This is a genomic window from Sinomonas sp. ASV486, assembly GCF_030908215.1.
GTDB lineage: Bacteria > Actinomycetota > Actinomycetes > Actinomycetales > Micrococcaceae > Sinomonas > Sinomonas puerhi.
The window spans coordinates 1-26202 of the sequence record NZ_JAVFJK010000002.1 but is presented as its reverse complement, the minus strand read 5'-3'; the positions used below and the strand labels follow the sequence as shown (position 1 = coordinate 26202).

Annotated in this window: 22 protein-coding genes and 2 rRNA genes; 19 read left to right on the top strand and 5 right to left on the bottom strand. The window is 66.6% G+C overall.

The window, feature by feature from the left end; translation table 11 throughout:
- Nucleotides 1-705, top strand: a complete 705-nt coding sequence (locus tag RBS60_RS02845; RefSeq protein WP_307956017.1) for a cache domain-containing protein — start codon at nt 1-3, stop codon at nt 703-705.
- Between the two features lie 68 nt (nt 706-773).
- Here the strand turns inward: RBS60_RS02845 and RBS60_RS19605 are convergent, their stop codons facing one another.
- Complete coding sequence (locus tag RBS60_RS19605) at nt 774-1004, bottom strand: three-helix bundle dimerization domain-containing protein (RefSeq protein WP_374049203.1); 231 nt, start codon at nt 1002-1004, stop codon at nt 774-776.
- Between the two features lie 179 nt (nt 1005-1183).
- Between RBS60_RS19605 and glgX the strand changes: the two genes are divergently transcribed.
- Nucleotides 1184-3343 (top strand): glycogen debranching protein GlgX, encoded by a 2160-nt coding sequence (glgX, locus tag RBS60_RS02840; protein WP_307956016.1) that lies wholly within the window; start codon nt 1184-1186, stop codon nt 3341-3343.
- A gap of 584 nt (nt 3344-3927) precedes the next feature.
- The gene (locus RBS60_RS02835; protein ID WP_307956015.1) at nt 3928-5424 is read left to right on the top strand and encodes an amino acid permease; all 1497 of its coding nucleotides are present in this window, start codon (nt 3928-3930) and stop codon (nt 5422-5424) included.
- 91 nt (nt 5425-5515) lie between these two features.
- On the opposite strand, the gene RBS60_RS02830 is transcribed toward RBS60_RS02835, so the two are convergent.
- A complete protein-coding gene (locus RBS60_RS02830) occupies nt 5516-6295 on the bottom strand; it encodes an IclR family transcriptional regulator (RefSeq protein WP_307956014.1) in 780 nt (259 codons plus the stop codon).
- A 132-nt stretch (nt 6296-6427) separates the two neighbouring features.
- Between RBS60_RS02830 and RBS60_RS02825 the strand changes: the two genes are divergently transcribed.
- The 7 genes from RBS60_RS02825 (at nt 6428) to RBS60_RS02795 (ending at nt 13202) form a co-directional block, all read left to right on the top strand.
- Nucleotides 6428-7264: an ABC transporter ATP-binding protein gene (locus RBS60_RS02825; RefSeq protein ID WP_307956013.1), complete on the top strand. Its 837-nt coding sequence runs from the start codon at nt 6428-6430 to the stop codon at nt 7262-7264.
- Complete coding sequence (locus RBS60_RS02820) at nt 7261-8112, top strand: ABC transporter permease (RefSeq protein WP_307956012.1); 852 nt, start codon at nt 7261-7263, stop codon at nt 8110-8112. The genes RBS60_RS02825 and RBS60_RS02820 overlap by 4 nt, the downstream gene beginning before the upstream one ends.
- A 40-nt stretch (nt 8113-8152) precedes the next feature.
- A complete protein-coding gene (locus RBS60_RS02815) occupies nt 8153-9268 on the top strand; it encodes an ABC transporter substrate-binding protein (RefSeq protein WP_307956011.1) in 1116 nt (371 codons plus the stop codon).
- Nucleotides 9249-10556: a CaiB/BaiF CoA-transferase family protein gene (locus RBS60_RS02810; RefSeq protein ID WP_307956010.1), complete on the top strand. Its 1308-nt coding sequence runs from the start codon at nt 9249-9251 to the stop codon at nt 10554-10556. The genes RBS60_RS02815 and RBS60_RS02810 overlap by 20 nt, the downstream gene beginning before the upstream one ends.
- Nucleotides 10553-11545, top strand: coding sequence for a hydroxymethylglutaryl-CoA lyase (locus RBS60_RS02805; RefSeq protein WP_307956009.1), 993 nt, complete (start codon nt 10553-10555; stop codon nt 11543-11545). Before RBS60_RS02810 ends, RBS60_RS02805 begins: the two co-directional genes overlap by 4 nt.
- 86 nt (nt 11546-11631) lie before the next feature.
- Nucleotides 11632-12039 (top strand): cation:proton antiporter, encoded by a 408-nt coding sequence (locus tag RBS60_RS02800; protein ID WP_307956008.1) that lies wholly within the window; start codon nt 11632-11634, stop codon nt 12037-12039.
- Nucleotides 11961-13202 (top strand): cation:proton antiporter, encoded by a 1242-nt coding sequence (locus RBS60_RS02795; RefSeq protein ID WP_307956007.1) that lies wholly within the window; start codon nt 11961-11963, stop codon nt 13200-13202. Before RBS60_RS02800 ends, RBS60_RS02795 begins: the two co-directional genes overlap by 79 nt.
- Before the next feature lie 78 nt (nt 13203-13280).
- Here RBS60_RS02795 and RBS60_RS02790 read toward each other — a convergent pair whose 3' ends face one another.
- Together RBS60_RS02790 and RBS60_RS02785 are read right to left on the bottom strand one after the other, a co-directional pair.
- Nucleotides 13281-15329: an acyl-CoA dehydrogenase family protein gene (locus RBS60_RS02790; protein WP_307956006.1), complete on the bottom strand. Its 2049-nt coding sequence runs from the start codon at nt 15327-15329 to the stop codon at nt 13281-13283.
- 91 nt (nt 15330-15420) lie between these two features.
- Nucleotides 15421-16161 carry an alpha/beta fold hydrolase gene (locus tag RBS60_RS02785; RefSeq protein WP_307956005.1) on the bottom strand — a complete coding sequence of 247 codons (741 nt, stop codon included), beginning with the start codon at nt 16159-16161 and terminating at the stop codon, nt 15421-15423.
- A 118-nt stretch (nt 16162-16279) separates the two neighbouring features.
- Here RBS60_RS02785 and RBS60_RS02780 point away from each other — a divergent pair, with 118 nt between their 5' ends.
- The gene (locus RBS60_RS02780) at nt 16280-16765 is read left to right on the top strand and encodes an SRPBCC family protein (RefSeq protein ID WP_307956004.1); all 486 of its coding nucleotides are present in this window, start codon (nt 16280-16282) and stop codon (nt 16763-16765) included.
- A 107-nt stretch (nt 16766-16872) separates the two neighbouring features.
- On the opposite strand, the gene RBS60_RS02775 is transcribed toward RBS60_RS02780, so the two are convergent.
- On the bottom strand, nt 16873-17517 hold the full coding sequence (locus tag RBS60_RS02775; protein WP_307956003.1) for an NAD(P)-binding domain-containing protein: 645 nt from the start codon (nt 17515-17517) through the stop codon (nt 16873-16875).
- A 179-nt stretch (nt 17518-17696) separates the two neighbouring features.
- Here RBS60_RS02775 and RBS60_RS02770 point away from each other — a divergent pair, with 179 nt between their 5' ends.
- The 8 genes from RBS60_RS02770 to RBS60_RS02735 all read left to right on the top strand — a co-directional run bounded on the left by RBS60_RS02770 (nt 17697) and on the right by RBS60_RS02735 (nt 26104).
- On the top strand, nt 17697-18050 hold the full coding sequence (locus tag RBS60_RS02770; protein WP_307956002.1) for a metalloregulator ArsR/SmtB family transcription factor: 354 nt from the start codon (nt 17697-17699) through the stop codon (nt 18048-18050).
- The gene (locus RBS60_RS02765; protein WP_307956001.1) at nt 18043-18531 is read left to right on the top strand and encodes an SRPBCC domain-containing protein; all 489 of its coding nucleotides are present in this window, start codon (nt 18043-18045) and stop codon (nt 18529-18531) included. Before RBS60_RS02770 ends, RBS60_RS02765 begins: the two co-directional genes overlap by 8 nt.
- 232 nt (nt 18532-18763) lie before the next feature.
- Complete coding sequence (gene rpmB / locus RBS60_RS02760; RefSeq protein ID WP_307956000.1) at nt 18764-19000, top strand: 50S ribosomal protein L28; 237 nt, start codon at nt 18764-18766, stop codon at nt 18998-19000.
- Complete coding sequence (gene rpmG, locus RBS60_RS02755; protein WP_307955999.1) at nt 19000-19170, top strand: 50S ribosomal protein L33; 171 nt, start codon at nt 19000-19002, stop codon at nt 19168-19170. The genes rpmB and rpmG overlap by 1 nt, the downstream gene beginning before the upstream one ends.
- A 4-nt stretch (nt 19171-19174) precedes the next feature.
- Complete coding sequence (gene rpsN, locus RBS60_RS02750) at nt 19175-19480, top strand: 30S ribosomal protein S14 (RefSeq protein WP_307955998.1); 306 nt, start codon at nt 19175-19177, stop codon at nt 19478-19480.
- A 139-nt stretch (nt 19481-19619) separates the two neighbouring features.
- Nucleotides 19620-20267: an MBL fold metallo-hydrolase gene (locus RBS60_RS02745; protein ID WP_307955997.1), complete on the top strand. Its 648-nt coding sequence runs from the start codon at nt 19620-19622 to the stop codon at nt 20265-20267.
- A 643-nt stretch (nt 20268-20910) separates the two neighbouring features.
- A 16S ribosomal RNA gene (locus RBS60_RS02740) occupies nt 20911-22441 on the top strand.
- Between the two features lie 543 nt (nt 22442-22984).
- Nucleotides 22985-26104, top strand: a 23S ribosomal RNA gene (locus tag RBS60_RS02735).
- The 16S and 23S rRNA genes sit together here, the layout of an rRNA operon.
- Nucleotides 26105-26202: the final 98 nt, after the last annotated feature.

Sequence of the window (26202 nt, the reverse complement as noted above, 5' to 3'; positions counted from 1 at the left end):
ATGACTGTTGACGTGGGCCACGAGGGTGTGGCCAGGATCGCCAAGTGGTTCCAGCGGACTGGCGAGGACGTGGGCCGGCTCGCCCGCGACGTCGCCGCGGATCTCGCTGCCCGCTTGGGCGCCCGCACGAACGTCCGGCCCGGGGACCTCGCTGGCCTCGAAGGACTCTCCGCCGAGTTCCTCGACGCCCATCCCTTGGCCATCGGCGCCGGGGCGATCTTCTCGCCGGAGATCGTGTCTGACGGCGCGCGCGTCCTCGAGTGGTGGGTGGCGCAGCCGGACGCCCGCCCCACGAAGCTCATCCTCGACCTCACGCCGGGTGGCCCGCGCTACTACGACTACGAGAAGCTGCCCTTCTTCACGACCGCGCTCGCCACCGGACAGCAGACCATCTGGGGGCCGTATGTGGACTACCTCGGCTCGGACGAGTACATCCTCACGCACACGGCGCCCTTCGCCGTCGCGGGCCGCCTCGCCGCGGTGGCCGGCTACGACATGCGCATCCGCGACCTCGAGGCCGCCATCATGCCGGCTCTTCGATCGATTCCCGGCGATGCGGCGCTCCTGAATGCCTCGGGCAGAGTGGTGATCGGCAACTCGGGCCGCTACCTGGTCGGCGAGCGCGTGCGTAGCGAGCCCAGCGACTCGGTCCTCATCCCGCTTGACGTCCCAGGGCTTGGATACACGGTGCTGACGCCGCGCTGACCCCGTGTTCATCGCGGGGGGCAGCCGATGACGGCAGGGCTCTGACCGCGAGGGACCAAGTCCACGTCTCAGAACGGCCGACCGGATGCTTTCACGCTGGATTCCTGACGAAGCCGAGTCCTGGCCCCGTGTTCGATCAGGGTGGGAATGTAGGTCGTGATCCGACCCTCAGCCAGGGCATCGTATTCCTCCCCTACGATGCCTTCGAGATGTGGTCGCGGCACCATTGGAAATCGGGCCGAAAGGCGCCCTGCAACGGCGCGGACAATTGCGTCCTTATCGGTCTCAGTTTCGCTCACCACGCCAGTTTGAGCGGGGGCCTCAACCAGCGTCAAGCTATCCCGCGGCGTCGAAGGCAGTCCCCAGCATCGGCGACTATTCGGGTGGGGCCAGCGCCTCGATGACTGCCACGGCGCACCGTGTCGGGCATCATCCGCGCGGACTCCGACGGTTCACGTTCATCATGTACCGTGGCCCCGTGGAAGCGCTGGCGGAGGCCCCCGGCCATGCTGCCGCCCTTGGAGCGACGTTGACCGAGAGCGGCGCGGACTTCGCGCTTCTCTCCACGACAGCGGACGCGGTCGATCTGTGCCTGTTGGACGAGTCCGGGGTCGAGACCCGGTACCCGATGTCGGCGGACCGCGGGCTCTGGACCGCGCGTGTGCCAGGGGTCCGCGCGGGTCAGCGGTACGGTTACCGCGTCGACGGACCCTGGGACCCGAACAGGGGCCTGCGCCATAATCCCCACAAGCTCCTGCTGGACCCCTACGCCAAGGCTATCGACGGCCGGCTCCGGTGGGGACCCGAGATGTATGCCTTCGACCTCACCGACCCGTCCAAGCCGGACCGCGCGGACAACCGGGACAAGACGTTCCTGTCCGTCGTCGTCGACACCGCTTACGACTGGGGAAAGGAGACTCGCCCCAGGACCCCGTTCAACAGGACGGTGATCTACGAGGCCCACGTCAAGGGCCTGACGAAGCTGCATCCGGACGTCCCCGTCCAGCACCGCGGAACCTATGCCGGGCTTGCCCATCCATCGGTCGTGGCGCACCTCAAGCGGATCGGCGTGACGGCTGTGGAACTCCTTCCCGTCCAACAGTTCGTCAACGACGAGCCCCGCGACGGCAGGTCGAACTACTGGGGCTACAACCCCATCGGTTATTTCGCGCCCCACAACGCGTATGCGGCCGCTTGCGGCTCTAGAGAACCCGTCCCGGCCACCGGACGCGGCCCCGAACGCCGGGCAGCACCATGTGGCGGACAGGTCGCGGAGTTCAAGGACATGGTCAAGACCCTCCACGAGGCTGGCATCGAGGTCTTCCTCGACGTGGTGTACAACCACTCCGGCGAAGGGGGAGCCGACGGCCCCAATCTGTGCTTCCGCGGGATCGACAACGCGGCCTACTACCATCTGGTCCCCGGCGATGAGGCCAACTACGAGGACTACACGGGGACCCACAACACCCTCAACGTGGGGTCTCCGACGGTCCTGCGCATGGTGATGGACTCGCTCCGCTATTGGGTGCAGGAAATGCACGTGGACGGCTTCCGATTCGACCTCGCCCCGGCGCTGGCCCGCGCGTCCGAGCGGGTCGATATGCTGTCCACCCTTCTCGAACTGATGGACTCCGACCCGGTGCTCGAAGGGATCAAGCTGATCGCCGAACCATGGGACCTCGGCCCCGACGGCTACCAGCTCGGCAACTTTCCTCCCCGATGGGTTGAGTGGAACGGCAGGTTCCGCGACGTCGTCCGAGACTTCTGGCGGGGCAAGCCGGGGGTCGTGGCCGAGCTCGCCAAGCGCTTGACAGGCTCCGCAGACCTCTACCAGGACGACGGCCGGCAACCCAGCGCGTCCGTGAACTTCGTGACGGCTCACGACGGCCTCACGTTGCGGGACCTCGTCTCCTACAACAGCAAGCACAACGCGGCGAACGGGCAGGGGGACAGCGACGGCGAGTCCGATAACCACTCCTGGAACTGCGGCATTGAGGGACCCACCCAGGACCCCGAGATCACCGCGCTCCGCGCACGCCAGACGCGCAACCTGATGATCAGCTGCGTCCTGGCCCAGGGAGTCCCCATGCTGCGCCACGGAGACGAACTCGGCCACACCCAGGAAGGCAACAACAATGCCTACTGCCAGGACAACCCGATCTCCTGGATTGACTGGGCCTCGGCCGACGAAGACCTCATCGCGTTCACCTCGAAGCTCGTTCGGCTTCGCCACGACTACCCCGTGTTCCGGCGGCGAACCTTCTTCGACGGAAGGCCCGTGGCCCCGGCAGAGGGCATTCGGCTGCCCGACATCCTGTGGCTCAACGCGGACGGAACGCCGCGGACAGAGAACGAGTGGGGCGAGTCCTGGAGCAAGTCCTTGGCCTGCTACCTGAGCGGGAAGGCCGTGCGGACCCGCCCGAACGAACCCGAGAACGACTTCCTCGTCGTCCTCAACGCATCCTCCCGGTCCGTACTCCACCGGGCCCCGAATGAGTACTTCCCGGCAGAGTGGGAGGTCGTCCTGACAAGCTGGGACGGCCCGGTACCGACGCGGATTCTGGCCGGCAGCTCATACAGCGTGCCGGGACGCACCGCCTGGGTCCTCCGGTCCATAGCGGAGCCGGCGACCAGTTGACAAAGGGGCCGCCGTCGCGCGTCCTGACACGCACGACGACGGCCCCTGGCTGACGTGCCCGGCTCGCCTCAGCGGTGCGCGGGTTCTCCCGCCAGCGTGGGGGCACCGGCAGCCGCACGGGCCTGGGCGACGAACGCCGCGAACAGCGCGCGCCGGTCTTCGGCAGGGCCTTCGGGGTCCTCGGGCGGCCACACTGTCGCCGAATGAAAAAACTATAAACATGAATTATTTCTCAGCGCAAGACCCTGACTGACTGCGCCACTCCATGACGTCGCGTCTCCCGGCGGCCGGATCTGTCGGGTGGTTCTCTTGCGTGGGTAGACAGAAGATGGCTCGCGGACCCCTGAACCGTTTCCGGGTTACATATAAAAAGACAGGATTTACATTGGGCAGCCACAGAGGATTGCTTCATTCCATGCCGCACATCGATCGGCGTGCAGGGCGGGGCAAGAGGATGAACCGCACAGGCGATGATCCCGGGCCGGGACGGTTCATCCATCGCGCCATGCGACCAGGATCGCGCATCCTGACGGGGCACTGTGATCGGCACCACGTCGATCGCCCCGGATGGAACGGAGATCCGCATGCAGGCACCTGACAACCTGGCTGCGCCCCACCGAGAAGATTCAGCCGCCGATACCCTCGCGAGCCGGACAGCGGAGTCCGAGACCCGCGCGAGGCTCAGGCCGCGGCACCTGACCATGATCGCCCTCGGCGGCATCATCGGAGCGAGCCTCTTCGTGGGCTCAGGCTCGGTGATCCGCACAGTGGGCCCCGCCGCCCTCCTCTCGTACGCGATCGGCGGCGCCCTCGTCGTGCTCGTCATGCGGATGCTCGGCGAGATGTCCACGAACCGCCCCGTCGTGGGCTCCTTCATGGAGTACGCCCGGGACGGCCTCGGCAACTGGGCCGGGTTCACCATCGGCTGGCTCTACTGGTACTTCTGGGTCGGCGTCGTGGCCTTCGAGGCCGTCGTCGTCGGCCGGATCTTCCACGAGTGGTTCCCGAGCGTCCCCGACTGGACGTTTGCGCTCGCGGGCATGCTGGTCTTCACCTTCACGAACCTCATGTCCCTGCGCTCGTTCGGCGAGACCGAGTTCTGGCTCGCGTCCATCAAGGTCACCACCATCGTCGTGTTCCTCGGCGTCGGCACCCTCTACGTCCTCGGCATCATCCCCGGCTCAACGGGATCCCTCTCAAACATCACGGACCACGGGTTCATGCCCTTCGGCTGGACCGCGGTGCTCAACGGCGTCGCCGTCGTGATCTTCAGCTACTTCGGCACGGAGATCGTCACGATGGCCGCGGCCGAGTCCGACCAGCCGGCCAAGGGCGTCGCGAAGGCCACCAACACAGTGGTCTGGCGCATCCTGCTCTTCTACGTCGGCTCGGTCGCGATCCTGCTCATGGTGGTCCCGTGGGACGAGCTCCCGGCCAAGGTGAGTCCCTTCGCCTTCGCCTTCGGCCGCTTCGGGCTCCCAGGCGCCGAGCAGGTGATGAACGCCGTCGTGCTCACCGCCGCGCTCTCGGTGCTCAACTCCGGCCTGTACTCCGGCTCGCGCATGCTGTTCGCGCTCTCGAAGCACGGCTACGCGCCGCGATGGGTCGAGGACCGCAACCACGCGGGGGTGCCGTGGAAGGCGATCCTGCTCTCGACCGTCGTGGGCTACGCGGCCATCGGCGCGAATTACGTGGCCCCGAAGGACGTCTTCGACTTCATCATGAACTCCGCGGGCTGTGTCGCGCTCTTCGTCTACGCGTTCGTGGCCGTGACCCAGTGGCGCCTGCGCAACCGCATGAGCGCCGACGAGCGGGCGGGCCTCAAGCTCAAGATGTGGCTGCACCCCTGGCTCAACGCCGTGGTCCTCGCCGCCGTGGGGCTCATCGTGATCGTCATGGCCTTCGACCCCGAGGCTGCACCGCAGGTCTGGCTCAGCCTCGGTGCGCTCGCCCTGCTCCTCGTCGTGTACCCGTTCGTTCGGCGTCGTGCCGAGCGTGGCGGCAGGGCCGATCGGACCGACTCCGTCGCGAGCTCGGCGGACGACGCCGAGCTGTCGCCTTCCGTGGAGCACGTCGCCTGACGCTTCGCTGAGCAGGTGAACCAAGGGCGGCGGCACCCCCATCGGGATGCCGCCGCCCTTCGCGTTCAGCATTTTGGTGTTCACCACGCCGTCACGGGGACGCTGGGATGCGCCCTCCCAAGAGGCGCGTCGCCTCCTCTGCCGCGGCGAGGAGGGGCTCGACCCAGGACTGGCAGACGTCAAGGGGCATCCGGGCCGTGGGGCCCATGACGGTGAGGGCACCGTAGAGCTCAGCCTGAGGGCCGAAGATCGGTGCTGACATTCCGCTCGCGCTCGTGACCCGCTCGCCGGTGGTGATGGCGAATCCGTCGGCGCGGGTCTGGACGACGGCGAGCCGGAGGGCCTCGGGGCTGGTGATGGTCTGGTCCGTGATCGCGTCCAGGCCCCAGGAGTAGACCTCCTCCGCGAGCTCCGGGGTCCACGCCAGGATGACGCGGCCGGCGGATCCCACGTGGAGCGGCATGATGCTCCCGACTTCGACGGCGCGCCTGAGCATGTGCCGGGTCTCGGCGAGTGCGATGCATACCCGCTTGCCTCCCGAGGCGCGGAACACGCACACGGTCTCCGTGAGCTCGTCCCGCAGCCGCTGAAGCACCGGGGTGATGAGCTCGAGGTAGTCGAGACCTTGGGTTGCGGGCGCCGCCCAGCGGGCCACCTTGAGTCCCACTCTGTACCGGTCGTCGTGCCGGTCAAGGAGGCCCTCCTGGACCATGTTGGCCACGAGGCGCTGCACGGTCGAATGCGGGATGCCGGTGGAGGCGCGGATGTCCGCGAGGCCCAGCTCCGGCCGTGAGAGGGAAAAGGAGCTGAGGATCGCCGTGATCTTCTTCAGCACGAGGAGCGGAGCTGCTCCGGAGTCCCGGTCCGTCATGGCTTGAGTGTAGGGGCGGCTCGCGTGCGCGTCGATTGCGGTCTCCGGGGTTGAGAGTGATGCACACCACTGCTAGGGTCGGCCCATAATCTGAACTCGAACCCACAATGTGGTGGGGTGAGGGGGAATGTGATGCTCCGGCAGACATCTGTCGACGAGTACGCGGTGGACCTTGAGGGCTGCACCAAGGAGTTCACCACTCCGAGCGGCGAGACCTACGTTGCCGTGAGCGACATCAGCCTCAGGGTCATGCCCGGACGCTTTGTGTCCGTGGTCGGCCCGACCGGATCCGGCAAGTCCACGATCCTGAACATGGCGGCGGGGCTCCTGTCCCCGACGCAGGGAACGGCGCGCAGCTTCGGGGAGCCGGTGAGGGGGGTGAACCGGCGTGCGGCCTACATGTTCCAGCAGGATGCCCTCCTGCCGTGGAAGAGCGTCATCGACAATGTGAGCCTGGGGCTCACCATGGCCGGGGTGAGCAAGGCCGATGCCCGGGATGAGGCCCGCAGGTGGCTTGAGAAGGTCGGGCTCAGGGACTTCGCCGACCGCTATCCGCACCAGCTCAGCGGCGGCATGCGCAAGCGCACCGCGGTGGCGCAGGCGTGGATCGTGAACCCTGACATCCTGCTCATGGACGAGCCGTTCTCGGCCCTCGACGTCCAGACGCGCCAGATCATGGAGAACGAGCTGCTGGCCCTCTGGCAGGAGTCTGGCAAGGCCGTCATCTTCATCACCCACGACCTGGACGAGGCCATAGCGCTCTCCGACGAAGTCGTCATCCTCGGCGCCGGACCGGGCAGCACGGTCGTGGGGTCCTACGAGATCACCATCCCGAGGCCGCGGGACCTGCTGGAGATCCGTGATGACCCCCAGTTCGTCGAGCTGCACCGCGAGATCTGGGGTCGCCTGCGCGTCGAAGTCTCCAAGACGTACCAGTCCTCGCCCGTCTCGGGAGGTGTGGCAGCATGACACTCGCAGGCGTCAATGGGCAGGCATCCGAGACCACGGCCAGCGCGCCCCGCCCCCGTCGCAGGACCCGCACGCGCGATGCGACGACTGCGGGGATGCGCGCGCTCCAGCTCGCGCTCGCCGTCGTCGTGCTCGTCGTGTGGGAGCTCCTCGTCCGCGCCCACGTCATCGATGAGTTCTTCTTCCCCCTGCCCTCGGAGATCTTCCAGACGGTGTGGGCGTGGGTGTCGTCGGGCTACGTCTTCCCGCACCTCTGGATCACGTTGGAGGAGTCGCTGCTCGCCTTCGTGGTCGGCGCGGCGGGAGGTCTTGGCCTCGGCTTCGCGCTGGCGCGGGTCGGCTTCCTGGAGCGGCTCTTCCAGCCGTTCCTCCAGATGTTCAACGCGCTCCCGCGCGTTGTCCTGGCGCCGATCTTCCTGCTCTGGTTCGGCCTCGGCATCTGGTCCAAGGTCGCCTTCGGCTTCACGCTCGTGTTCTTCATCGTCTTCTTCAACACTCTCGAGGGCGTCAAGAGCGTGGACCGCGTGCTCATCGACAACGCGAGGATGCTCGGGGCCACCGAGAAGCACCTCCTGCGCCATGTCTTCATCCCGAGCGCCCTGACATGGATCTTCTCGAGCCTTCACATCAGCGTCGGCTTCGCGATTACCGGCGCCGTCGTGGGTGAGTACCTCGGCGCCTCGGCCGGGATGGGCTATGCGATCGCCCAGGCGCAGGGCGTCTTCGACACGAAGGGTGTCTTCGCGGGGATGTTCATCCTCATGATCGTCGTGCTGATCGTCGACCTCGGCGTCAACCGCATCGAGCGCCACCTCCTCCGCTGGCGCCCGGCCCAGCGGTCCGCCTAGAACCAGCACGCAGCACCTGTCCAAGGAAGGACCAACATCCATGACCTCTTACGAATCGATGGCACACATCCCGGCAGTCTCCCATGGTTGGACGCGCCGCCGCGTCCTCTCTGCGGCGGGCGTGACTGCGGCCGGACTCGCGCTCGCGGCCTGCGGCGCCCCCGCGGCAGCGCCGCCGGGGCAGACCGGCACTGCCGGCGCCACCGGGGGCGCCGGAGGGGCGGGAACCAAGGTGACGATCGGCGTCGGCGGCCAGACCCTCCTCACCTACCTCCCCACCACCCTCGCCTTGCAGCTTGGCTACTACAAGGAAGAGGGCCTCGACGTTGAGCTCCAGGACCTGCAGGGCGGCTCGAAGGCGCTCACCGCCATGATCGGTGGCAGCACCCAGGTTACGAGCGGCTACTACGAGCACACGATCCAGATGCAGGCCAAGAACCAGGGCATCAAGGCCTTCGTGGACATGGGCCTCTCCTCGGGCCTCGCCCTCATCGTGGCACCCAAGAGTGAGGGCACCATCAAGGGGATTGCCGACCTCAAGGGCAAGAACGTGGGGGTGACGGCCCCCGGCTCCTCGACCGATATGTTCGTCAAGTACGTCTTGTCCAAGAACGGACTCCAGCCCACCGACGCCTCGGTCTCCGCCATCGGCGCGGGCTCGAGCGCGGTCGCCGCGGTGCAGAACAGCCAGGTGGACGCAGCCGTCATGCTCGAGCCGGACATCTCGGTCCTCGCCAAGCAGATCGGGAAGTCGCTGGTCATCCTCGAGGACGTCCGGACGGTCGAGGGGCTCAAGGGGGTATTCGGCGCTGACTCCTGGCCGTCCGCGTGCCTCTACGCCAAGACGGACTGGATCGAGAAGAACTCCGATACCGCGGGAAGGCTCGCCAAGGCGATCAAGCGCACCCTCAAGTACGTGGACCAGCATTCTGGCCAGGAGATTGCCGACAAGATGCCGGAGAAGTTCGCGGGCGGCGACAAGACCCAGTACGCGAAGGTCATCGACGACCTCAAGAAGACGCTTAGCAAGGACGGCGTCTTCACTGCCGACGGCACGGAAGCCGTGCTGAAGACGCAGCGTGTGGCCAACCCCGAGGTCGGGAGCAAGGACATCGACCTGAGCAAGACGTACAGCAATGACTACGTCAAGGCCTGACGCAGGCAAGGGCGCCGGCGAGCGCCCGGCGACGAGCGCCTCTGACGGCCACTTCCCGGCGCCCCTTGCAGGAATCCGGGTCCTCGAGCTGGGCAACTACATCGCGGCCCCCACCGCCGGGCGGATGCTCGCGGACTTCGGCGCCGAGGTCATCAAGGTCGAGCGCCCCGGAACCGGCGACGAGCTGCGGAACTGGCGGCTCTACGAGGGCACCACCTCGATGCTGTTCAGGACCATCAACCGGAACAAGAAGTCCGTGGCGCTTGACCTCCGCTCGGACACCGGCCGCGCGCTGGTGCTGGACCTGGTCCGGCACTGCGACATCCTCCTCGAGAACTTCCGCCCAGGGACGCTCGAACGCTGGGGCCTGGGCCCGGAGGTCCTCAATGATGCGAACCCGGACATCATCGTCACCAGGCTGTCTGCCTACGGCCAGAGCGGCCCGATGTCCGACCGCCCGGGGTTCGCCGCCGTCGCGGAGGCGATGGGAGGGTTCCGCGAGCTCGTGGGGGACCCGGACCGGCCGCCGGTGCGCGTGGGGATCTCGATCGGGGACTCGATCGCCGGCCTCTATGCGGCGTTCGGCTCCGTAATGCTCCTGTTTCAGCGAGAGCGTGACAAGGGTTCGCAGACGAGCCGACCGCTGTCCGATCGACTCGTCGACGTCGCGCTGAATGAGGCGATGTTCTCGATGATGGAGTCGCTCATCCCGGACTTCGAGGCCTATGGGGTCCGGCGCGAGCGCACCGGCGGCCGCATGGAGGGGATTGCGCCCAGCAATGCGTACATGTGCAGGGGCGGCGGCAGCATCGTGATCGCGGGCAACGGCGACTCGATCTTCCAGCGGCTCATGGAGATCATCGGCCGCCCGGACCTCGCTGCGGATGCGACCCTGGCCAGCAATGCGGGCAGGTGGGAGCGCCGGGACGAGCTCGACCAGGCCATCGGCGCGTGGACCTCCACGATGGCCCAGCCCGAGGCGCTCGCGGTGCTCGACCGGGCCGGGGTCCCGTCGGGTCCCATCTACACGGCGGAGGACATCTGCAACGACCCGCAGTACGCGGCGCGGCGCATGATCCAGGAGTTCGACGTCTCGACGGGGGAGCGCATCATCCCGGGTGTCGGATTCCCCGGGATCGTGCCGGTTCTAGGCGCCGCGTCGCTTCCGATCCAGTCCCTCGGGCCCGACCTAGGGGAGCACACCGAGGAAGTGTGCCGCAACCTCCTGAAGAAGTCGGACGAGGAGATCCGCGCCATCCTGCGGGAGGCCGAAGGGGTGGCGGCATGACCGACTCCTTTGCCCCCGCCGCCCGCCTGCGGGACGTGACGCTCCGCGACGGCCTCCAGCTCACGGGGAAGCTGCTGCCCACGGACCGGAAGGTCGAGATCGTGCGCAGGCTCCTCGGGCTCGGCGTCCCGGCACTCGAGATCGGCTCGCTGGCCAGGCCGGACAAGGTCCCGCCGATGGCGAATACGCTCGACGTCGTGCGCTCGCTCACGCCCGACGAGCTCGCCGCGTGCTGGCTGTGGGTCGCGACGCCCAAGCACGTCGAGCTCGCCCTCGAGGCAGGCGCCCGGAATCTGCAGTACTGCTTCTCGGCCACGGACGCCCACAACCAGGCGAACATCGGCCGCACCACGGACGCGAGCCTTGAGGCGATGCCGGCCGCGATCGGCTTTGCGAGAGAGGCGGGCGCGGCCGTCGAGCTGTGCATCGCAACATCCTTCACCTGCCCGTTCGACGGCCCGGTGGCGCCGGAGAGGGTCATCGCGATCGCCAACGACCCCAGGACCGAGGGCGCCCAGGGGATTGTCATCTGCGACACCCTCGGCCAGGCCGTCCCCGCCCAGGTCTCTGCCCTGATCTCGCGCGTTCGGGACGAGACTCCGGAGCGCGAGATCGTCTACCACGGACACGACACGTGGGGGCTGGGCGTGGCCAACACTCTTGCCGCGATCCAGGCGGGCGTCACGATGGTCGACGGCGCGCTCGGTGGCCTGGGCGGGTGTCCGTTCGCGCCGGGCGCGAGCGGCAACACCTCCAGCGAGGACATCCTCTTCGCAACACGCCCTGACTGGTTCACGCCGGAAACGCTGGGCCAGCTCGTCCGAATGTCGGAGTCGCTCCTCGCCGACCTCGACGAGCCGAACCGATCGCGAACTGCCCAGGGCGCCAGGTCCCGCGCCCGCGCCTTCGAGTGGGTGATCGGCGAGCCGGAGAAAGGCGAGACCGCGCACGACGGCGAGCGGTCGGCGTCGTCCGGGCCGCTCGCCTGAGCAGGGGGGCGCCGAGCCGACGGCGCCGCTCTCCTCGCCCTTCAGGCCGCGCAGCGTGAAAAAATGCTCCTGACCCAAGGAGGGGCATGCAATTTCTGCTGCTGGTTGTCGGCCTGCTGTTCGGGACGGTGTTCATTGTGGGGATCGGCGAGCGGATTCGCCTCCCGTACCCGATTCTCATGCTCGTCTTCTCCCCCCTTCTCGCGTCCCTGCCCTTCGTCCCGGACGTTCACATCGAGCCGGACTTGATCCTCCCGCTCTTCCTGCCTCCGCTGCTCTTCGCGGCCGCCCAGCGCTCGAGCTGGTCGATGTTCCGGCTGCGCTGGCGCTCGCTCGTGCTGCTGGCCGTCCTGCTGGTCGTCGCGACGGTCGCCGCCGCGGCCGCGGTGACATCCTGGCTCGTCCCAGCCGTCGGGTGCCGCTCGCGATTGCGCTCGGGGCGATCGTCGCGCCGCCGGATCCGGTCGCGGTCGAGGCGATCGCGGGCAACGTGAGGATGCGGCGCCGCCTCCTCACGGTGCTCCAGACTGAGGGTCTGTTCAACGACGCGATGGCCATCGTGATCTTCCAGGCCGCCGTGACCGCGACAGTCAACGGCGGAGGGGTTGGATGGGACGTCGCGCCGCGGTTCCTCCTCGGCGCAGCCGGGGCCGTCCTGCTCGGGCTCGCGATGGCCTGGCTCGTCGGTGCGCTCACCCGGTTCGTCCCCAACCTCGTGGCGCGAAGCGCGGCCACCCTCGTTGCGCCCTACACCGTGTACCTGCTGGCGGATGTGGTCCACTGCTCAGGGGTCGTCGCCGTCGTGGTCACCGCCGTCGAGCTGGGGCGGCGGGCGCGCCCCCAGGATTCCGAGGAGCGGCTGACGCGATCCGCCTTCTGGCAGGTGCTCGAGCTCCTCACCACCGGGGTGGCGTTCGGGCTCGTCGGGATCGAGATGCGCTACGTGGTCGAGGCCGAAGGCCCCAACCTCCTCACCTTCGTCCCGGGCATCACGGCGATCTGCGCGACGGTTGTCCTAGTGCGGTTCGTCTGGATGTACGCGCTGTACAGGATGGGCGGTGCCGAGCGGCGGGAGAGGGCCCCCGGGTCGGTCAGAGAGGTCGTGGTGCTCACGTGGTGCGGGATGCGCGGCCTCGCGACCCTCGCGCTGGCTCTCGCGCTCCCCTCGACGCTCGCGGACGGCTCGCCGACGCCGGGGCGGAACTTCGTGGTCGCCGCGGCTTGCTCTGTCCTGGTGTTCACCCTCGTGCTGCCCGGCCTCACCCTCCCGTGGCTCATCCGCGTGCTCAAGCTGCCCGACGACCATCAGGCCGAGGGACGCGCCCAGCGTGCCCTCGCCCACCGGGCGGAGCGAGTGGCGCTCGAGGCCATGCGCACCTCGCCAGCCGCGCAGAAGCTCCCGGAAGGACGGCGCAAGGCCCTCACGAGACGGATGTCCTCGCTGCACACAATCCTCGAGGCAGACTACGGAGAGGACCCCGAGAAGATGCGCAGGCTCCAGGCCATGCTCGCCGTCATGGACCGCGCGCAGCGCGACGCCTTGGACGCGGCGCGCGGCGAGATGCTCGCGGCGCGCAATGAGCCGGGAATCGACCCGGAGCTGGTCGACCGCGTGCTGCGCCGCCTCGACCTGCGCACCGTCACCCTAGACCGCTGAGCCGGGCGTCATGACGCGGGCAAGCCCCGGTGGTTCTGCCGCGTCGTGTGCCCGGGGTGCGGTGTGCCCGCGCCGGGCCTAACTGACTTTGCGGCGCAGGTCCGCCTTCGTGCTGTGCCCCTCGGGGCGGGGGGCGATCCATGGGCCGGTCCCCTCGGAAGGATCGAGCACCCCGGCCTCGAGCCAAGTGAATTCCCCGGCGAGGACGCGGCGCGCGAGGTGCCGGTCGGCGTCGTCCGTGTTGTCCCACAGCGCGTTGAAGAGCGCCTCGACGCGGCGGCGGGACTGCTCGCAGAACGCCTCCGCGAGGTCGCGGGCCGTGTCGGCACCATCGGCGCCGACGATCCGCAGGTGCTCGGACCAGCTGCACGCGGCCGCCATCGCGAAGAGCTCTGCGCCGATGTCGACGATGCGCCCCAGGAAGACCTGCCGGCGCTCGAGGGCGGCCTGCCAGCGGCCCATGCCGGCGAAGGTGTGCCGCGCGAGCCGGCGCGAGGCACGCTCGATGTAGCGCAAGTGCTTCCCGAGCGCGCCGAACTCCCGATAGGCACGCGGGTCGTTGCCCTCGCCGGCGAGGAGCTTGGGCAGCCACTTGGCGTAGAAGCCCGAGGCGTCCTTCGCGGCGCGGGCCTTCTCGGCGAACGTCGCGTCCGCGCGCGCGAGGTCCCCGGCGGCCGCCAGATGGGCGTCCACCGCCTCGCGGGCGATGAGCAGCCGCATGATCTCCGTGGACCCCTCGAAGATCCGGTTGATGCGCAAGTCCCGCACGAGCTGCTCGGCCGGGACCGCGCGCTCGCCGCGGGCACGCAGCGACTCGGCCGTCTCATAGCCGCGGCCGCCACGGATCTGCAGGAGCTCGTCCGCGATGGTGTAGGACATCTCAGAGGTCCAGAGCTTCGCAAGCGCCGCCTCGATGCGCACGTCCTTCATGCCTGCCTCGGCGGTCGCGGCGTACACCTCGAAGACCGCCTCGAGGGCGAAGGAGGTTGCGGCGATGAACGCGATCTTGCTGGCAACGGCCTCGTGCTCGCCGATCGGCTGCCCCCATTGGACGCGCGCGGCGGACCACTCGCGGGCGATCTTGAGGGACCACTTCCCGCCGCCTGCGCACAGCGCGGGGATCGAGAGGCGGCCTGTGTTGAGGGTCGTGAGCGCGATCTTGAGCCCCTGTCCCTCGCGGCCCACGCGGTTCGCGGCCGGCACCCGCACGCCGTCGAACCTCGTCACGCCGTTCTCGAGGCCCTTGAGCCCCATGAAGGAGTTGCGGTTCTCGACGGTGATTCCGGGAGAGTCCATCTCGACGACGAACGCGGTGATGCCGCCCTTGCCGGCAGGAACGGTGTCTGGTGCCGCGCCGGCGGCCTCATGCGGGAGCACCTTGGCCATGATGACCACGAGCTCTGCGATGACCCCGTTCGTGGTCCACAGCTTCGACCCGTTGAGGATGTAGCTCTGGCCGTCCTCGGACAGCTGCGCGGTCGTCGTGAGCCGCGCGGGGTCCGAGCCCACGTCTGGCTCCGTGAGGAGGAACGCGGTGACGGCGCCCGCGGCACACCGGGGGAGGAATTCCTGCTTCTGCTCGGCCGAACCGAACATCTTCACCGGCTCCGGCACGCCGATCGACTGGTGTGCCGAGAGCAGCGCGCCGATGGACGGGTGCACCGACCCCAGGAGCATGAGGGCACGCCCGTAGTACGCGAGCGGGAGCCCGAGCCCGCCGTACTCCACGGGGATCTTCATCCCGAACGCGCCGATGTCGGCGAGCGAGCGGAGGTACTCGTCGGGAATCCGGTCCTCGGCCTCGATGCGTGAGCCGTCCATCGTCCGGGCGAGCTCCTCAAGGCTGCGGAGGAAGGCATCGCCACGCTCGACGTCCCCCGCCGAGGACTCGGGGACCGGGTGGATGAGGTCCCACTGGAAGTCCCCGAGGTAGAGGGCCTTGGCGAAGCTCGGGCGCTCCCATTCCGTCTGGCGGCTGGCCTCCATGACGGCGCGGGACTCCTCCGGGCCAGACGGTTTGCGGGCTGGCTCGGCGGGGAGAGGTCCGGCGGGTGAAGGCGCGCTCGTGACAGGTCCGGCGGTGGTAGACGGGGCCGAGGCGGCGGCCGGGCCGATATCCGTGGTCATGGCGGTTCCCTTCGCATCCCGGGGCCGCCGCGGGCCGGTGACCCTTGAGCTCTTTTTTCATGGTACTCCGAGTACCTACTGGCGGGTAGGCCTAAAGTCCCTCGGCCAGCGACGCGAGCGCAGACGCGCACGCGTCCGGGGCCTCCCACTGCACCATGTGGCCGGCGTCCGGGACCGTCGTCAGCGACCAGTCCGGGTGGGCCGCGAGGAGGCGTTCGACGTCCTCGGGCGGCCGGGTGCGGTCATTCGCTCCCAGCACGACGGCGACTGGCCCGGTGAGCGTCTCGGTCACCCCGGGCTGCACGCCGCCGAGCGCAGCCCGTAGGGAGCCGCGCAGCACGGGTCCGGGCACGCCGAAGGCCGTCTTGAGCTCGGCGGCGAGCCCCGGATCCTCCGGGACTGTGCCGTACCAGGCCGCCAGGCACGCCTCGATCGCCTCGCGTGAGGGTGGGCCCTCGGACCCCAGGAACATTCTCGAGAGGCGCTCGGCCGTCGCGGCGCCCGGGGGTACGGGAACCATCCCGACGAACGCCACGGCGGTCACGAGCTCGGGTCGGAGCGCGGCAACGGTCGCCGCCACGGACCCGCCCAGAGAATGGCCGGCCACGACGGCGGGTGAGCCGGCACGCTCGAGAACGCGTGCGACGTCGTGCGCGGCGGCCTCGAGGGTCCAGGCTCGCTCCTGAAGACGCGACGGGCCTGGCCCGTATCCGAGGAGTTCGGGGACCACCACGTGGTGCCCCGCGGCGGTGAGGCGCTCCGCGACAGGCCTCCAGGTCGCGGTCGGGCATGCCCAGCCGTGCAGGAGGACGAACGGCGCGGCGGCGGTCATGCGCCCACGATAGCCACCGCAGCGAATCACCGACCAGCGTCCGACTCTGCGGCGCACGACGCCGGTTCCGCGCCTGCGCTCGCTTTCCGGATTCGGCATGGACTGCTTGACTGGCGCCATGACAGATTCCCCCGAATCCGAATCCGAATCCGAATCCACTGAATCCCGTGCCGTGGCCTACGAGCGTGTGGTCAACGCGCCCGCTGCTGCCATCTTCGAGCTCATCGCTGACCCTGCGGCCCAACCCCGCTGGGACGGCAACGAGAACCTTCGCGAGGCACCGACCGGCCAGCGCGTCACCGCTGTGGGCGATGTCTTCACCATGACCCTCACGAAGGACGCGGTCCGTGAGAACCACGTGGTCGAATTCGATGAGGGCCGCCGCATCGCATGGATGCCTGCCGAGGAGGGCAGGCCCCCGATCGGCCAGCTGTGGCGCTGGGAGCTCGAGCCGCGCGGCGAGGCGCAGACGCTCGTGCGCCACACCTACGACTGGACCCGGCTGGAGGACCCGCAGCGTCTCCCGCGCGCCCGCGCGACGACGGCCGACAAGCTCCAGGCATCCGTGGATCGGCTGGCGGCGCTCGCGGAACAGGAGCGGTAGACGGCAGGAAGACAACAGAGGGGGGTAGACGGCAGGACACGCGGAAGGCGGCCGGCCAGATCAGATCTGGCGGGCCGCCTGCCGGGCCTGGCGTTGTGCGGGGAGGCTCAGACGGCCGGGAGGAACTTCAGGGCCGAGTTCCACTGGTAGGCGGGGAGGGCCTCGTTGGCGGAGAGCAGGATGTTCAGGAAACCGGTCTGCTCGAGCTGCTGGGCGCGACGCAGCGGGCCGACCTCGACCGGGTTGAGGCTCGCGGCGGAGGCGAAGTCGGAGACGGCCTTGACGGCAGTCTCGTCGTCGCCGGCGATGAGGACGTCAAGCTGCTGCCCGGAGACGGCGCCGGAGACGAGTGTGCCGCCGAACGTCGTGTTGAACGCCTTGACGACCTTGGCCGGGGTGACCTTCTGGAGTTCCTCGGCGGCGGAGGTGCCGGCAGGGACGGCCAGACCGTCGAAGGTCGAGAAGTCGACGGGGTTCGTGATGTCCACGTAGACCTTGCCCGCGAGCGAATCGCCGTACTGGGTCGCGATGGTCTTGGAGGCGTCGAAGTAGATGGCCGGGATCACGATGGAGCCGTCGATCGGGTCGCCGACCACGCCGGTGGTGAACGTGCCGCCGAGCTCGGAAGCGATCGACTCTGCCTTGGCCTTGTCCTCGTGGGCCAGGAGCTGCACGCTCTTGCCGGCGGCGACGGCGCGGGACGCGAGACCGCGGGCCATGTTGCCGGTGCCGATGATAGTGATGTCGCTCATGTGGTTCTTCTTTCCAAAGAGGCGGGACAGGAAGCTCACTGCTCGGGCTTTCGTCGTCGGGCGGGCCTTCTCGGCCCTTACTTGAAGTTACAACTAAGCAAGGGGCCGATCTATTCCGCCCGTCGATGGCCGGGCGCAAGACCTTGACGTGTAGGTTTTTTCCTACGTAATGTCGACTCATGCCCCGCCAGAGCAAGGAGACCCCCACGGACCATGTGTTCGCGGCGCTCGCGCACCCCGTGCGCAGGGATCTCCTCGCCGCGCTCCTCGACGGTGCGCAGACTGCGCAGGCGCTCGCGGACCGCTACGAGATGGCCCGCCCGAGCGTCGCCGAACACCTCAAGGTGCTGCGCGGCGTCGGACTCGTCGACGAGCGGCAGGCCGGCCGCCATCGCTACTACTCCCTCACCCCCGAGCCGCTCCGGCTCCTACGCGTGTGGCTCGAACCCTACGAGCAGTTCTGGCGTGGGCGGGTCCCGCGCCTTGCAGCTCTCCTGCAGAAGGACAAGGACAAGGACAAGGACTATGACTGACACGATTGACGCCGCAAGCGCTGAGAACCCCACCGAAGTACGCGTAGTGGACTTCCTCGCCGAGCCGCCGGCTGCCGTCTGGCGCGCCCTCACCACGCCGGAGCTCCTCGCGGAGTGGCTCATGCCCAACGACTTCGCGCCCGTCGTCGGCCACCGCTTCCACTTCAGCACCGAGCCCATTCCCCCGACCCGCTTCTCCGGGGTCATCGCGTGCGAGGTCCTCGAGCTCCGCGAACCCGAGCTGCTCGTCATCTCGTGGGCGGACGATTCGGAGGAAAACGACATGGCGACGACCGTCACCTTCCGGCTCGAGGCGCACGACGGCGGCACTCGCCTTACCGTGGTCCAGGCCGGCTACCGTGCGGGTCACTCCGGTGACCAGATGGCACGCCGGATCATGGGCGGCGGCTGGGGCGGTAGGATTGTCCCGCGGCTCAAGGAAGTCTTGGGTCGCGAGGTTCTGGGTCGCGAGGCCCGCTGATTTGCGGCTCCTGCGCGCGGCGCCTAGTATTTAAGGCTGTCGTATGCAGTGGAGTCCACTCTCGGCACTGAAGTCACCGTATTGCCCGCGGCGAGGAACTTCGGCTGGTTCTCACCCCGCCTGGTCACCCTCCGGAAAGCTGCAGAACGAACGGTGCATCGAGGTGGCGGGACGCATCTGCGGACCGCCATTTTTACTGCAACTGTTTGACTACACCTTGGAGGAGCGAAACATGGCAGCACATTGCCAGGTGACCGGGGCATCGCCCTCGTTCGGTCACAGCATTTCCCACTCGCACCGCCGCACCAAGCGTCGGTTCGATCCGAACATCCAGAAGAAGCGCTACTGGGTCCCGTCCCTGCGCCGCAACGTCACCCTGACCGTTTCGGCCCGCGGCATCAAGACCATTGACGTCCGCGGCATCGACTCCGTGGTCGCCGAGCTGCTTGCGAAGGGTGTGAAGCTCTGATGGCCAAGAAGGACAAGGACGTACGTCCGATCATCAAGCTCAAGTCCACGGCTGGTACGGGCTACACCTACGTGACCCGCAAGAACCGCCGTAACGACCCCGATCGTCTTGTCATGAAGAAGTACGATCCGGTCGTCCGCAAGCACGTCGACTTCCGAGAGGAGCGCTAAACACATGGCCAAGAAGTCCAAGATTGCCCGCAACGAGCAGCGCAAGGCCATCGTTGAGCACTACGCCGCGAAGCGCGCCGAGCTGAAGAAGACCCTCGTCGACGAGAGCGCGACGGACGAGGCACGCGAGGCCGCACGCCTCGGCCTGCAGAAGCTGCCCCGCAATGCTTCGCCGGTCCGCCTCCGCAACCGTGACCAGATCGACGGGCGCCCGCGCGGCACGTTCCAGAAGTTCGGCATCTCCCGCGTCCGCTTCCGCGACATGGCGCACAAGGGTGAGCTTCCGGGCGTCACCAAGTCGTCCTGGTAAGCCTCAGCTGACCACCGTCCGAAGGGGCGGCACCCACCACGGGTGCCGCCCCTTTGGCGTCTGCGGTGGTTGAGCAGAGTCCCACGCATGCGCCGGCCCGATGCTGGCGCAATTCCGCTGGAGGTGATGCGATGGGGCCGTGCAAAGTGTGTACCCGGGCGTCTTCCGACTCCAGAGCAGTTTCGGCTCGAACACCTATGTGGTGCGTGCCGGATCGAGCACTGCCGTGATCGATCCTGGGCTGGCGTTGAACGCCGGGCGCATCGTCGAGGAGTTGCGGGAGGCTGGCCTCCTTGGGTCCGTGACCCACATCCTCTTGACCCACCACGATTTTGACCACGTAGGTGCCGCGCCTCGCCTTCAGGATGAGACGGGCGCTGTGGTCAGGATCGGCGCTGCTGATGCCGAGGTGCTTGCGGGCAAGCGGCCAGCAGGAACGTGGCCCCGTCAACTCATGGCACGGGTGCCGGCCCGGCGGCTGAACGGCCCCATCCGGGGAATCGTCGGCGCCGAGGAAGTGTTCCCAGGCGTCACATCTGTTCCAACGCCCGGTCACACGGACGGGCACGTGGCCTTTCTTGCCGGCGAGGTCCTCTTCGCCGGCGACGCCATCCGTGCCAAGTCCACTCGGTCGCCGGGTGGGGCGGAGATCATCCAGTTCCGACTCTTCCCGCAGGCCCTCACGAATGATCGCGCGGAAGCGGTCCGATCGGCAGAGATCCTCCGCGGTCTTGACTCGCGGTGGCTGTGCCCCGGCCACGGTCGCGTTCGGGAGATGGCGGCGTAGGCGAGACATCGCGGCCCCCAGTCAGAAGAGCGGTCGGGGTCGGGCGGAAGTGCGCGGAGTGCGCCAGACGGGGATCGGGCTGCAGGGCGAGGAGAGTGCCGGGAGGGGAACGGGCAGCAGCGCGCGAAGCGTAGCTGCCAGATCTGGCGAGGGGACGGGCCCCAGTGCCAGAGCGGCGGCGACACGCCCGGGGGACAGCCGATTTGCCCAGCGCACCCCATCCCGGTAAAGTCTTCTGAGTCGCCGGGACCGCCGCGGAAACGCGGAGGGCAAGGGCGGCCAAACCCCAATCAAACCGACCGGAAACGGAAGCGCTGACGCGTCTTCGAAAGCGGTGGGCAGGGACTTTAGAAACCGAAGCGAATTCCCATAAAGGAATTTGTGCGGGAAGAGAAGCTCTGGTAGGTTTGAGAAGTTGCTCCGCGGGGATGTGAACGGCTCGAAGTCGGGTTGGGATCGTTACGTGTGGGGGCCTGTTGTTTGAGAACTCAATAGTGTGCCAAGTTTTGTTGATGCCGTTTTTTTGGTGTCTTTTGTCCGGTGCTGTGCCGCCCCTGTGGTGTGGTGCCGGGTTGTTGATGCCGGATCATTTTCTGTCGGCCTGGCTGCTCTATTTTCCTGGGGTGCCGGGTCGGCGTTGTTTTTGACGGAGAGTTTGATCCTGGCTCAGGATGAACGCTGGCGGCGTGCTTAACACATGCAAGTCGAACGATGATGCCCAGCTTGCTGGGCTGATTATGATTAGTGGCGAACGGGTGAGTAACACGTGAGCAACCTGCCCTTGACTCTGGGATAAGCCTGGGAAACTGGGTCTAATACCGGATATGACCCCTTTGCCGCATGGTGGGGGGTGGAAAGCCTTGTGCGGTCTTGGATGGGCTCGCGGCCTATCAGCTTGTTGGTGGGGTGATGGCCTACCAAGGCGACGACGGGTAGCCGGCCTGAGAGGGTGACCGGCCACACTGGGACTGAGACACGGCCCAGACTCCTACGGGAGGCAGCAGTGGGGAATATTGCACAATGGGCGGAAGCCTGATGCAGCGACGCCGCGTGGGGGATGACGGCCTTCGGGTTGTAAACCCCTTTCAGCAGGGAAGAAGCGCGAGTGACGGTACCTGCAGAAGAAGCGCCGGCTAACTACGTGCCAGCAGCCGCGGTAATACGTAGGGCGCGAGCGTTATCCGGAATTATTGGGCGTAAAGAGCTCGTAGGCGGCTTGTCGCGTCTGCTGTGAAAGCCCGGGGCTCAACCCCGGGTCTGCAGTGGGTACGGGCAGGCTGGAGTGCAGTAGGGGAGACTGGAATTCCTGGTGTAGCGGTGAAATGCGCAGATATCAGGAGGAACACCGATGGCGAAGGCAGGTCTCTGGGCTGTTACTGACGCTGAGGAGCGAAAGCATGGGGAGCGAACAGGATTAGATACCCTGGTAGTCCATGCCGTAAACGTTGGGCACTAGGTGTGGGGGCCATTCCACGGTTTCCGCGCCGCAGCTAACGCATTAAGTGCCCCGCCTGGGGAGTACGGCCGCAAGGCTAAAACTCAAAGGAATTGACGGGGGCCCGCACAAGCGGCGGAGCATGCGGATTAATTCGATGCAACGCGAAGAACCTTACCAAGGCTTGACATGTGCCGGACGGTCCCAGAGATGGGGCTTCCCTTCGGGGCCGGTTCACAGGTGGTGCATGGTTGTCGTCAGCTCGTGTCGTGAGATGTTGGGTTAAGTCCCGCAACGAGCGCAACCCTCGTTCCATGTTGCCAGCACTTCGGGTGGGGACTCATGGGAGACTGCCGGGGTCAACTCGGAGGAAGGTGGGGACGACGTCAAATCATCATGCCCCTTATGTCTTGGGCTTCACGCATGCTACAATGGCCGGTACAAAGGGTTGCGATACTGTGAGGTGGAGCCAATCCCAGAAAGCCGGTCTCAGTTCGGATTGGGGTCTGCAACTCGACCCCATGAAGTCGGAGTCGCTAGTAATCGCAGATCAGCAACGCTGCGGTGAATACGTTCCCGGGCCTTGTACACACCGCCCGTCAAGTCACGAAAGTCGGTAACACCCGAAGCCGGTGGCCCAACCCCTTGTGGGGGGGAGCCGTCGAAGGTGGGACTGGCGATTGGGACTAAGTCGTAACAAGGTAGCCGTACCGGAAGGTGCGGCTGGATCACCTCCTTTCTAAGGAGCCCCTCGCGCTGTTCGGTGCCGGCCTGCATGGGCTGGTGCCGGTGGTGCCAGGCGAGAGCCCGTTTCGTGCCCGTTCGTGGTGCGGCGGGTGCTCATGGGTGGAACATCGGCAGGATTCGTGGCCCGTGCCCTGTGCGCGGTGCCCCGGGCAAGTACGCTCCGGCCCCCTTGGGGGGGCTGGTGCTGGAACGCCGGGGGTGCTGTTGCGCAGGGGTGGGGTCCTTGGCACACTGTTGGGTCCTGGGACAGCAGTCCCCGCGCCCTCCTTCACGGCCCTTGCCGTCCTCTCCTTCCCCCCCTTTGTTGTGGGGTGGCTGGTGGGGGCGGGGTGCCGGGTGTGGGGGGTGTGTGGTGCCCGCCTTCCCCTGTCTGCCGCCTCCGGCGGTGTGTGGGGGTTGTGGGGGTTGTTGTTTGAGAACTGTATAGTGGACGCGAGCATCTAGCAATTTCGTCTTTGAGACGATTTATTTTTTTGCTGTAGGACAGCGTGCGCGCCGTTTGTGGCGTGTGTGTGTGTCCTTGGTTTCTTTGCGTGTTGAAGTTTCCAAGGGCGCACGGTGGATGCCTTGGCATCGGGAGCCGATGAAGGACGTGGGAATCCGCGATAGGCCTGGGGGAGTCGATAACCGGACTTTGATCCCAGGGTCTCCGAATGGGGGAACCCCGCCGCACTTGATGCGGTGACCCGCCGTTGAACGCATAGACGGTGTGGAGGGAACGCGGGGAAGTGAAACATCTCAGTACCCGCAGGAAGAGAAAACAACAGTGATTCCGTCAGTAGTGGCGAGCGAACGCGGATGGGGCCAAACCGTGCGTGTGTGATACCCGGCAGGGGTTGCGCGCATGGGGTTGTGGGGCCTTGCTTCGACTGTCTGCCGGCGGTCGGGGGTGTGGTGCAGTGGTGTAGGCGAACGGTCTTGAACGGCCGGCCGGAGAGGGTGTGAGTCCCGTAGCCGCAATGCCAGCTGCCGCCCTTGCGAGTGTCCCCAAGTAGCACGGGGCCCGAGGAATCCCGTGTGAATCTGTCAGGACCACCTGATAAGCCTGAATACTACCCGATGACCGATAGCGGACTAGTACCGTGAGGGAAAGGTGAAAAGTACCCCGGGAGGGGAGTGAAACAGTACCTGAAACCGTGCGCCTACAAACCGTCAGAGCGGGCTTGCTCCCGTGATGGCGTGCCTTTTGAAGAATGAGCCTGCGAGTCAGTGCCACGTCGCGAGGTTAACCCGTGTGGGGGAGCCGTAGCGAAAGCGAGTCTGAACAGGGCGTTCAGTGGCGTGGTCTGGACCCGAAGCGGAGTGATCTACCCATGGCCAGGTTGAAGCGACGGTAAGACGTCGTGGAGGACCGAACCCACTTCAGTTGAAAATGGAGGGGATGAGCTGTGGGTAGGGGTGAAAGGCCAATCAAACTCCGTGATAGCTGGTTCTCCCCGAAATGCATTTAGGTGCAGCGTTGCGTGTTTCTTGCCGGAGGTAGAGCTACTGGATGGCCGATGGGCCCCACAAGGTTACTGACGTCAGCCAAACTCCGAATGCCGGCAAGTGAGAGCGCAGCAGTGAGACTGCGGGGGATAAGCTTCGTAGTCGAGAGGGAAACAGCCCAGACCACCGGTTAAGGCCCCCAAGCGTGTGCTAAGTGGGAAAGGATGTGGAGTTGCGAAGACAACCAGGAGGTTGGCTTAGAAGCAGCCACCCTTGAAAGAGTGCGTAATAGCTCACTGGTCAAGTGATTCCGCGCCGACAATGTAGCGGGGCTCAAGCACACCGCCGAAGCCGTGGCAGTCCCACGATACCCAAGCCGTCATGGTTCAGGGGTGGGGCTGGGTAGGGGAGCGTCGTGCGGGCAGTGAAGCCCCGGAGTGATCCAGGGGTGGAGGCCGCACGAGTGAGAATGCAGGCATGAGTAGCGAAAGACGGGTGGGAAACCCGTCCGCCGGATGATCAAGGGTTCCAGGGTCAAGCTCATCTGCCCTGGGTAAGTCGGGACCTAAGGCGAGGCCGACAGGCGTAGTCGATGGACAACGGGTCGATATTCCCGTACCGGCGAAGGACCGCCCATGCCGGACAGCCGATGCTGACCGCCCGAGCCCCACGCCGTGCCTCCTTCGGGAGGCGCACTGTGGGGGGAGCGCGGGGACCAGAGCTGCGAGGCAAGCGTATTAACAGGTGTGACGCAGGAAGGCAGCCCGGCCAGGCGATGGTAGACCTGGTCCAAGGATGTAGGGCGCGCGGCCGGCAAATCCGCCGCGCACGAAGCCTGAGATCCGACGGGACCCCCTCACGGGGGGATCGGGTGATCCTATGCTGCCTAGAAAAGCATCGACGCGAGGTCCCAGCCGCCCGTACCCCAAACCGACACAGGTGATCAGGTAGAGAATACCAAGGCGATCGAGAGAATCACGGTCAAGGAACTCGGCAAAATGCCCCCGTAACTTCGGGAGAAGGGGGACCCGGGCCCACATCCGCACGCGCTGCGGGGAAGGGGCCTGGGTCGCAGAGACCAGGGGGAAGCGACTGTTTACTAAAAACACAGGTCCGTGCGAAGTCGCAAGACGATGTATACGGACTGACTCCTGCCCGGTGCTGGAAGGTTAAGAGGACCCGTCAGCCGCGAGGCGAAGCGGAGAATTCAAGCCCCAGTAAACGGCGGTGGTAACTATAACCATCCTAAGGTAGCGAAATTCCTTGTCGGGTAAGTTCCGACCTGCACGAATGGAGTAACGACTTCCCCGCTGTCTCGACCGTGAACTCGGCGAAATTGCACTACGAGTAAAGATGCTCGTTACGCGCAGCAGGACGGAAAGACCCCGAGACCTTCACTATAGTTTGGTATTGGTGTTCGGAGCGGCTTGTGTAGGATAGGTGGGAGACTGTGAAGGGGGCACGCCAGTGCCCGTGGAGTCATCGTTGAAATACCACTCTGGTCGCTTTGGACACCTGAACCTCGGCCCGTGATCCGGGCCAGGGACAGTGCCTGACGGGTAGTTTAACTGGGGCGGTTGCCTCCCAAAGAGTAACGGAGGCGCCCAAAGGTCCCCTCAGCCTGGTCGGCAACCAGGTGGCGAGTGCAAGTGCACAAGGGGGCTTGACTGTGAGACAGACATGTCGAGCAGGGACGAAAGTCGGGACTAGTGATCCGGCGGCACCTCGTGGAAGGGCCGTCGCTCAACGGATAAAAGGTACCTCGGGGATAACAGGCTGATCTTGCCCAAGAGTCCATATCGACGGCATGGTTTGGCACCTCGATGTCGGCTCGTCGCATCCTGGGGCTGGAGTAGGTCCCAAGGGTTGGGCTGTTCGCCCATTAAAGCGGTACGCGAGCTGGGTTTAGAACGTCGTGAGACAGTTCGGTCCCTATCCGCTGCGCGCGCAGGAGATCTGAGAAGGGCTGTCCTCAGTACGAGAGGACCGGGACGGACGAACCTCTGGTGTGCCAGTTGTACCGCCAGGTGCACGGCTGGTTGGCTACGTTCGGATGGGATAACCGCTGAAAGCATCTAAGCGGGAAGCCCGCTTCAAGATGAGATCTCCATCCACCGCAAGGTGGGAGAGGCCCCCAGCAGACCACTGGGTTGATAGGCCGGACGTGGAAGACAGGACTGAAGACTGTCGAAGCCGACCGGTACTAATAGGCCGACAACCTCAACACACCACACCCACCACCCCACACACGGGGCGGCCCGGGTGCGGAAACGGAACCATGCTACGCGTCCACCATACGGTCCCCAGACAACAAACCCCAGGGAA

What these genes read in the sequence shown, in the direction of transcription:
- RBS60_RS02765 (WP_307956001.1), top strand. Translation starts at nt 18,043, where the DNA reads ATGACTGACACGATTGACGCCGCAAGCGCTGAGAACCCCACCGAAGTA.
- rpmG (WP_307955999.1), top strand. Translation starts at nt 19,000, where the DNA reads ATGGCCAAGAAGGACAAGGACGTACGTCCGATCATCAAGCTCAAGTCC.
- RBS60_RS02810 (WP_307956010.1), top strand. Translation starts at nt 9,249, where the DNA reads ATGACTACGTCAAGGCCTGACGCAGGCAAGGGCGCCGGCGAGCGCCCG.
- RBS60_RS02800 (WP_307956008.1), top strand. Translation starts at nt 11,632, where the DNA reads ATGCAATTTCTGCTGCTGGTTGTCGGCCTGCTGTTCGGGACGGTGTTC.
- rpmB (WP_307956000.1), top strand. Translation starts at nt 18,764, where the DNA reads ATGGCAGCACATTGCCAGGTGACCGGGGCATCGCCCTCGTTCGGTCAC.
- RBS60_RS02785 (WP_307956005.1), bottom strand. Translation starts at nt 16,161, where the DNA reads ATGACCGCCGCCGCGCCGTTCGTCCTCCTGCACGGCTGGGCATGCCCG.
- RBS60_RS02825 (WP_307956013.1), top strand. Translation starts at nt 6,428, where the DNA reads ATGCTCCGGCAGACATCTGTCGACGAGTACGCGGTGGACCTTGAGGGC.
- RBS60_RS02775 (WP_307956003.1), bottom strand. Translation starts at nt 17,517, where the DNA reads ATGAGCGACATCACTATCATCGGCACCGGCAACATGGCCCGCGGTCTC.
- RBS60_RS02790 (WP_307956006.1), bottom strand. Translation starts at nt 15,329, where the DNA reads ATGACCACGGATATCGGCCCGGCCGCCGCCTCGGCCCCGTCTACCACC.
- RBS60_RS02805 (WP_307956009.1), top strand. Translation starts at nt 10,553, where the DNA reads ATGACCGACTCCTTTGCCCCCGCCGCCCGCCTGCGGGACGTGACGCTC.
- RBS60_RS02820 (WP_307956012.1), top strand. Translation starts at nt 7,261, where the DNA reads ATGACACTCGCAGGCGTCAATGGGCAGGCATCCGAGACCACGGCCAGC.
- RBS60_RS02770 (WP_307956002.1), top strand. Translation starts at nt 17,697, where the DNA reads ATGCCCCGCCAGAGCAAGGAGACCCCCACGGACCATGTGTTCGCGGCG.
- rpsN (WP_307955998.1), top strand. Translation starts at nt 19,175, where the DNA reads ATGGCCAAGAAGTCCAAGATTGCCCGCAACGAGCAGCGCAAGGCCATC.
- RBS60_RS02830 (WP_307956014.1), bottom strand. Translation starts at nt 6,295, where the DNA reads ATGACGGACCGGGACTCCGGAGCAGCTCCGCTCCTCGTGCTGAAGAAG.
- RBS60_RS02780 (WP_307956004.1), top strand. Translation starts at nt 16,280, where the DNA reads ATGACAGATTCCCCCGAATCCGAATCCGAATCCGAATCCACTGAATCC.
- RBS60_RS02845 (WP_307956017.1), top strand. Translation starts at nt 1, where the DNA reads ATGACTGTTGACGTGGGCCACGAGGGTGTGGCCAGGATCGCCAAGTGG.
- RBS60_RS02835 (WP_307956015.1), top strand. Translation starts at nt 3,928, where the DNA reads ATGCAGGCACCTGACAACCTGGCTGCGCCCCACCGAGAAGATTCAGCC.
- RBS60_RS02815 (WP_307956011.1), top strand. Translation starts at nt 8,153, where the DNA reads ATGACCTCTTACGAATCGATGGCACACATCCCGGCAGTCTCCCATGGT.